Origin of the sequence: uncultured Maritalea sp., assembly GCF_937139385.1 — a bacterium.
Lineage (GTDB): Bacteria > Pseudomonadota > Alphaproteobacteria > Rhizobiales > Devosiaceae > Maritalea > Maritalea porphyrae_A.
Genome location: NZ_CAKZPW010000199.1, coordinates 1 through 7,311, shown reverse-complemented (window position 1 = coordinate 7,311; position 7,311 = coordinate 1). Strand labels below are relative to the sequence as shown.

Genomic DNA, 7,311 nt, shown 5'->3' with positions numbered 1-7,311 from the left:
GACACCGGCAAGATGTTCAAAGAAACCGCATGGCAGGCAACCTACATTGCCGAGTATTTTCATTTCTATGCGGGTGCTGCGGACAAAATTCACGGCGATACCTTGCCGATTGATAAACCCGACATGTTTGTCTTTACCGACCGCGAACCAATTGGCGTTGTTGCCGCTGTCATCCCGTGGAACAGCCAGATGTTTTTAACGGCAGTCAAGGTTGGTCCGGCGTTGGCCGCTGGCAATACGATCGTTCTCAAGGCTTCGGAACATGCCTCTGCTCCGCTGCTTGAGTTTGGTAAACTGATCGCCAAGGCGGGCATTCCCGACGGTGTGGTGAACATCATCACGGGCGGCGCCGAACCTTGTGGCCGCGTGCTGACGTCGCATCCATCCGTGGCCAAGGTTGCGTTTACCGGTGGCCCCACGGCTGCACGGCATATCGTGCGTAATGCGGCTGAAAATTTTGCCGAAGTCTCCTTGGAACTGGGGGGGAAATCCCCGTTCATCGTTTTTGACGATGCAGACTTAGATGCGGCGGTGGAAGGGGCGTTGAACTCCAAATTCCGCAATTCTGGCCAAACATGTGTTTGTGCGAACCGTCTCTATGTGCAGGCGGGCATTTATGATGCATTCGCCACCGCGTTCGCAAAACGTGTGGAAAGCCTAAAAGTTGGTGACGCCTTTGAAGAGGGGGTGACGCAAGGCCCCCTAATCAATGCCAACGCGCTCAAGAAGGTTGAGGAATTGGTGGCAGACGCGCGCGATAAGGGCGCAATTGCTGCAACTGGGGGGAAGCCGCACGAACTTGGTGGTCTTTATTATCAACCAACAGTGTTGCGCGACGTGCCCTTGAACGCGCGGGTGCTCAAAGAAGAGATTTTCGGACCGGTCGCACCGTTGATCAAATTTGAAACAGAAGAAGAAGTTATCAACCTCGCCAATGATTCAGAATTTGGCCTTGCGGGTTATTTCTTCGCGCGGGACATCGGGCGGGTGTGGCGTGTTGCCGAAGCGCTTGAATGTGGCATTGTTGGTGTAAACGAAGGCATCACGTCCGCAGTTGAAGCGCCGTTCGGCGGCGTCAAACAGTCAGGTCTTGGCCGGGAAGGCTCCCATTACGGTTTAGACGACTATATGGAAGTGAAATATGTGCTTATGGGTGGTTTGGGCAAATAACCGGCTAGACCAACCCAATTTTTTTGAAAAGCCAAAATTGAAATCCCCCAACTGCCAGCAACAATGCGCAGACAATGGAAAAAGCATAAGGGTTGTCGACCCCTGGCATGCCGCCAACATTTATGCCCAACAGACCTGTTAGAAGCCCCAAAGGCAAAAACAGCGCAGCGACAATGGACAAAACCAGCATTTGCTTGTTCATTGTCTCTGCACGTTTATCCATCAACTGATCGTGCACCACTTGGGAGCGGTCGCGAATGGCATCCAAGTCTTCGCCCAAACGGGTAACCCGCTCGCTGGCTTCGCGCAAACGACTGCGATCACGTTCTTTCAGCCACGCCAGATCTTCAATCAACAATGTGGTCAACGCATCGCGCTGCGGCAGCATGTAGCGCCTCAAAACAATGGATGTCCGACGTATGTCGGCAAGCGAACCGCGTGATGTCTCGGCGACTGCATCCAGCACTTTTTCCTCCAGATCATCAATTTGGCTGTTGATATCAGCCACCAGCGGTTCAACCTCATCAACCAAACGAAGCGCGAGTTTTGCCACCAAATCACCTGGCGATTTGGGCGCTTGATCGCGAGCCATCGCGCTAATCAAGTCGTTAAGAGCTTTGAGAGGTCGCTGGCCGACACTCAGCACGCGACCTTCAGTGATCCACAAACGAATTGAAACCATGTCTTCTGGTTGGGCGCCATGTTCGATGTTGATGCCGCGCAGGATCAACAATGCGCCATCGCCATGGACGGTGCAACGGGGACGCGTTTCTGCCGCGGTAAGGGCATCAACAACAAATTGATCGCCGGCAAGGGCAAGAAGTTCTGGCCGTGTGCGCTCATCATTGCGCAGGAAATGCTGCCATTGAAAAGCGCCGCGAACCGGCTTGCTCTTGCCGTCGTTGGATTGATTTAACGGGTCATCAGCTAACGCGTGGCCACGCCCGTCAAGCATGTAAGAAAATGCGGTGGGTGTTGGTAGCTTGAGTTCATTTTTGGTTTGCTGATCGGTCATACTGGGAAAGTTGCACTTTGCTGGAGTTTTGTCATTCCTTTTTGATACTTGCCGCAATTTTGACGCGATAAAAACCATATTTCGTATTTCAAATAAAACCGATATGGTGCCCTCATGAATGAGTTGAATCCACTATTAGAAGAAATCGTGAAGGCGCTGAATGGTTTTTTAAGAATCTTTGGCTTGTCTTTGACCCAAGGTCACCTGTTCTGGGGTGCTGTTCAGCTGGCTGCGGCTGTCGCCTGCTACCTTTTGGCCAAGTTCTTGGCTTCAAAAATCGAACCGCGCTTAGAAACCCGCTTGCGGGCCATGTCCATAAAAGGTGGTCGATTGCGCATGGCCGCTGTTGCGCTGCGCCGCACCCGCTGGGTTATTTTTGTATTTCTTGCTTGGATTGCTGTGTGGATATTAAAGGTCGGCACGTGGGACAGTCGGTCATTTCTGCTAACAGCGATTGCTAGCCTTGCAACGTCTTGGCTCATCATTTCCTTTGCATCGCGTTTGATCAGAAATAAAACGCTTTCAAGGCTTGTAGCCTTGGCTGGCTGGGCAGTTGTTGCGCTCTACACGTTGGGCGTTTTGCAGCAAACCGTTACCCTGTTCGACGAACTCGCAATTGAAATGAGCGGTTTCCGCCTGTCGTTGCTTATGGTCGTTCAAGGCGTCGTGCTATTGTCCATATTGTTTTGGGCGGCAATGGTTCTGAGCCGATTGCTTGAAAAGCAATTCCAGACGTTCGACGATGTGTCCCCTGCCATGCGGGTTTTGGTGGGCAAGATATCAAGGTTTGTTTTGCTCACAATGGCAGGCGTGATTGGCCTGTCCATGATCGGTATCGACTTCTCTGCGCTTACACTGGTCTCTGGTGCCATTGGGTTGGGCATCGGCTTTGGTCTGCAAAAGGTCGTTTCAAACTTGATTTCTGGGGTAATCTTGCTGCTTGATCGCTCGATCAAGCCTGGCGATGTCATATCGGTTGGCAACACATTTGGTTGGATCACCTCACTCAACGCTCGCTATGTTTCCGTGACCGCGCGTGATGGGCGTGAATACCTTATTCCAAACGAAGATTTGATTACACAAAGGGTGGAAAACTGGTCATTTAACGATCCCTATATCCGTATCGAAATCCAATTTGGCGTGAGCTATAACGCGGACCCACATCTTGTACGCAAAATCGTTGTTGAGGCTGCACTGGCGCACCCGCGCACCATACGGGCGACGGGCGAATATCAGACTGTCTGCCACGTGGTTGGCTTTGGTGAGAGCTCTATTGATTTCACGCTCCGCTTCTGGATTTCCGATCCGACAAACGGCATTACCAATATTCGGGGTGACGTTTTCTTGGCTGTTTGGGATGCGTTCAAGGAGCACAATATCGAAATTCCATATCCGCACCGCCATTTGATAATGGATCCATCGCTCAAAGCCGATTTGCAAAAAGCTGGGTCGACCGCACTGTGAAACAAACGATCCTAGTAACAGGCTTTGAACCCTTCGGCGGGGAGGAAAGCAACCCCTCAATGCTGATCGCAAACGCCTTGGATGGTGAATGCCACGAGGATTTTATTATTCGCTCTGCCATTTTGCCTGTTGAGCGATTTCGAGCCGTGGAAACGGCGGTGCAGCTTATCAATTCGCATCGCCCACGTATTGTTATTGCGCTGGGCGTGGCTGTTGGGCGCACCGATATTACGCCGGAAAAAGTGGCCATCAATTTTGATGACTATCGCATTGCAGACAATGGCGGAAACCAGCCTATTGGTGAGCCGATTGTAACTAAAGGGCCAGCTGCGTATTTTTCTACATTGCCCATCAATCGCATGTGCCAAGCAATGCAGGACACGGGGATGCCCAGTTCCGTTTCCTTTTCCGCAGGCACCTTTGTGTGCAACCATTTGATGTATGGTATTTTGAACCATATTGCACGCAACCAGCACGATATTCGCGCGGGGTTTATTCATGTGCCCCAAGCAAAGGAGTTCGCGGGCAACGACACACCTTCAGCGCCTTTGGAGCAAATGATCAAAGCCGTTCGCAGTGCGATACTGGTTTCCAGATCCAGCGCGACGGATGTGCGCAAAATTTCGGGTCAAAGTCACTAGTCAGCTAGTGCCAAAATCCTCAGGGAAAAGGTTCGCTTAACCAAGGCGCTTAACAAAAACTTGCACAAAACTATGTAGCCTAGCCTCGATTTTGGTTTTTGGGAGCAGACTGGTGAGTGATGCGCAAGGTCAATTTGAAGCCCATGCGGCGAGCCGAGTTGGCAGCACATTCGTGGTGTTTGCGCTAACAATTTTGCCAATTCTGGTCGGGCCTCGGTTCATGGCTGACGTAGATTGGTTCCGATCAATTGATTGGCCCCTGTTTACACCACTTAGCAAATTCTGGGCCATCGGGTTTTTGCTTTCCCACATTTTGGTCGCTTATGGTGTCGCGACAGAATGGTTGGAACACCAAAATAGGTTCACGGTACTCCTATGGGGCGCACAACTCGTTTTGACGTGGGTTTTTGTGCTCGTGTTCTTCGTTGGCCAAAATTTAATGTTTGCAAGCATCAGTGAGTTTTTGCTGGCAATGGGCTTTTTGGTCGCCATTTTTATTGCACGGACCAAATGGTATTTAGCCGCTGTGACATATCTACCCGCCGCTACTTACTGCGGATTTGCCGCCTACATCCTCATCAATACAATTTGACAAATGGGTTGGCCCGCCTTCAGCTTATTCTTTTAGCGCTTTAACAATCTGAGACACCATTTCTTGTGGGCGATAACCAAGACCAGATGGGGTTAAACCCATACGCACCACCACCAAACCTTCAGATGGAATAATGGCAATGGACTGACCATCATGCCCCAACATCCATCGGATATCGCTGGGTAGGTCAAATCCCGCATCGGGGTCTTCCCCTTCTGGAACGCCCGCATCTGGCCCGTGCAACCAAATCTGCCCGTTTCCATATTCAGGACGCCCCCAACTGGCTGTTGACGATTGTGCTGCTCCAGTCATCCAATTGATGTAGTCGGTGTCGATCAGCTGTTGAGCGTTCCATTGACCACCATCAAGAATGAGTTGTCCAAGACGCGCCCAATCCCGTGCGGATGCGTAAAGATAAGATGAGCCCGCAAAGGTCCCCACCGCATCCGTTTCAAGCGTGGCGCTGCGCATACCCAATGGGCCAAATAGCTTCTCATGGGGGAAAGAAAGAGCTTTATCACCGATCAAATTTTGCCAAATACGAGAGAGCAAGACAGTTGTTCCAGATGAATAGTGGAAAGGTTCAGTTTCACCTTCCTTGGCAAGTGGCAATGATGCACCAAATGCGGCCATATCGGGTTCCAAATAGAGCATGCGCGTCACATCAGAAACGCTGCCGTAGCCCTCGTTCCATTGCAGACCCGAACTCATGCTCATCAAATCCTGAATGCGGATTGCGCGTCGTTCATCATCTTGCCATTGTGGAAACAGATTAGCAGATTCAACATTGAAATCTTCGCCCAAAACCGCTCCCATGATGAGGGCCGTCACCGTTTTGGTCATCGACCAGCCCAAAAGCGGCGTCTCAATATCAAAACCAGGCCCATAGGTTTCAGCAATAAGCTCTGCGTCCTTAATGACCACAACGGCACGCATTCCAGGACCAATTAGCTCTTCGTTGGCGAGAATATTGTCCATCTTCAGGTTATGAGCACCCATTGGCCATTTTGAGGTGCGGGTGAACTGCTCAATGTTTTGGTTGGCTAGTGAGATGGATTTGAGCCTTGCAATATCGCCATTTGGCGCGCTGGCGCAGCCTAACCCCTCTCGATATACCGCTGTGCCAGTTGCAAAAAGACCCAGCAGTCGTGCAACAACAACGCCTGAGGGTTCATCTATATCAATTGAAATATAGCCAAGGATAGGGTGCCCACCTGCCTGCACATCTATGTCTTGAACTTCAACGGGATCGCGCCCAGCCAAGAACACGTTGGAACAGACCATTTTTGCAGAATAATTGGTGGCCACACGCAGCAAGTCAGGTGGCGCCACAAACAAATAAATGCATGTCGCCAGTACCAATAACGCAAAAAAGCCAGCGAGAGCTTTAGTGCCAAGAACAAACCACCGCATTTGCTCCGCCTCCCAGAGTAGAACAATTGGGGCGCATCAAACCACATTTGACGCAAGGTGCAAGCACTTTATCTATTGGTAAATCTGGGAAGGGGAATGGGTTTAAAGCTTCTTAGTTGATTTCCAGGACCAAAAACAGGCCGCTGGCCCAAACAATCAGTGCACCAACAATTACGCAAGTCATGCCAACTCGATATTTGCGCCCTTTTGAATCAATAAACAAGCTTACGAAATCTCTCATTGCAAACGACCACTCAGTTTCTCTTTAAAAAAACCATGATGCAATTTGAGGGCCAAAAAAACAATAAACAATAGGTTAAGTACTTAACAGGCGTCCTTAGCGACAATTATCGTTCATCCCACGCGTCTTGTAGTTGCATGCCCCAATAGGCCATTTGTGCAGCCACTTGGCCAAACGGGCCCCCGTTCCATTGTGCTTTGAAAGGCGCGAAAAGCTTGTACCGATCCGATTTTTGAGCAATTGCCTCTGCCACCACAATGCCAATTGCCGCTGTTGTGTTCAATCCATGCCCCCCGGTGGCGGTCGCCGCCCAAATACCGGGCTCCAATTCGGCCAAAATAGGCATCTTGTGTGCACAATAGCCCATAAGACCAGACCATGCTTTGTCAATTTCGAGCCCTGATAATTGAGGGTAGATTGCCTCGATGTCCCGCCTGAGAAGATTGGACAAAGCCTTTGGCTCCGACTTCTGCGTTGTAATGCGGCCGCCCCAAAGCAAGCGATCACCACCTTCAATAAGGCGATAATAATCCCCCGCGCGCCGATTGTCAGAAATGCATCCCTTATAGGAAATCGCTGCTCTTAGTTTGTCTGGCATCACTTTTGTGGTGACCACATAAGTAGCAACGGGCAAAACGGCGGCTTCGAATTTTGGAAATAGGTCGTGCATATATGCGCTGCCACATAAGACCACTTGCCCCGCTTTTACTGAGCCATGCGCTGTTTCAATCATGAAATGGCTGTGGTGCTTATGCAGTGCGCGCGCTTGTGTTTC

The 7,311-nt window shown here is 50.6% G+C and carries 7 protein-coding genes; 4 read left to right on the top strand and 3 right to left on the bottom strand.

Annotated features, from left to right (window positions below; genetic code table 11):
* Nucleotides 1–1,170 (top strand): NAD-dependent succinate-semialdehyde dehydrogenase (locus tag Q0231_RS08635; RefSeq protein WP_299347171.1); only part of this gene is annotated, 1,170 nt, incomplete at its 5' end.
* 4 nt (nt 1,171–1,174) lie between these two features.
* Here Q0231_RS08635 and Q0231_RS08630 read toward each other — a convergent pair.
* The gene (locus Q0231_RS08630) at nt 1,175–2,185 is read right to left on the bottom strand and encodes a zinc transporter ZntB (RefSeq protein WP_299347170.1); all 1,011 of its coding nucleotides are present in this window, start codon (nt 2,183–2,185) and stop codon (nt 1,175–1,177) included.
* Between the two features lie 114 nt (nt 2,186–2,299).
* On the opposite strand from Q0231_RS08630, the gene Q0231_RS08625 reads away from it, so the two are divergent.
* The 3 genes from Q0231_RS08625 (at nt 2,300) to Q0231_RS08615 (ending at nt 4,882) form a co-directional block, all read left to right on the top strand.
* The gene (locus tag Q0231_RS08625; RefSeq protein ID WP_299347168.1) at nt 2,300–3,649 is read left to right on the top strand and encodes a mechanosensitive ion channel domain-containing protein; all 1,350 of its coding nucleotides are present in this window, start codon (nt 2,300–2,302) and stop codon (nt 3,647–3,649) included.
* Entirely contained in the window at nt 3,646–4,290 is a 645-nt protein-coding gene (gene pcp / locus Q0231_RS08620) for a pyroglutamyl-peptidase I (RefSeq protein ID WP_299347167.1), read from the top strand. The genes Q0231_RS08625 and pcp overlap by 4 nt, the downstream gene beginning before the upstream one ends.
* A 112-nt stretch (nt 4,291–4,402) precedes the next feature.
* On the top strand, nt 4,403–4,882 hold the full coding sequence (locus Q0231_RS08615) for a tryptophan-rich sensory protein (protein ID WP_299347166.1): 480 nt from the start codon (nt 4,403–4,405) through the stop codon (nt 4,880–4,882).
* Between the two features lie 24 nt (nt 4,883–4,906).
* Here Q0231_RS08615 and Q0231_RS08610 read toward each other — a convergent pair whose 3' ends face one another.
* On the bottom strand, nt 4,907–6,295 hold the full coding sequence (locus Q0231_RS08610) for a serine hydrolase (RefSeq protein WP_299347165.1): 1,389 nt from the start codon (nt 6,293–6,295) through the stop codon (nt 4,907–4,909).
* Nucleotides 6,296–6,642: 347 nt separating this feature from the next.
* The coding region (locus Q0231_RS08605; protein ID WP_299347164.1) for an FAD-binding oxidoreductase at nt 6,643–7,311 on the bottom strand (669 nt) is incomplete at its 5' end.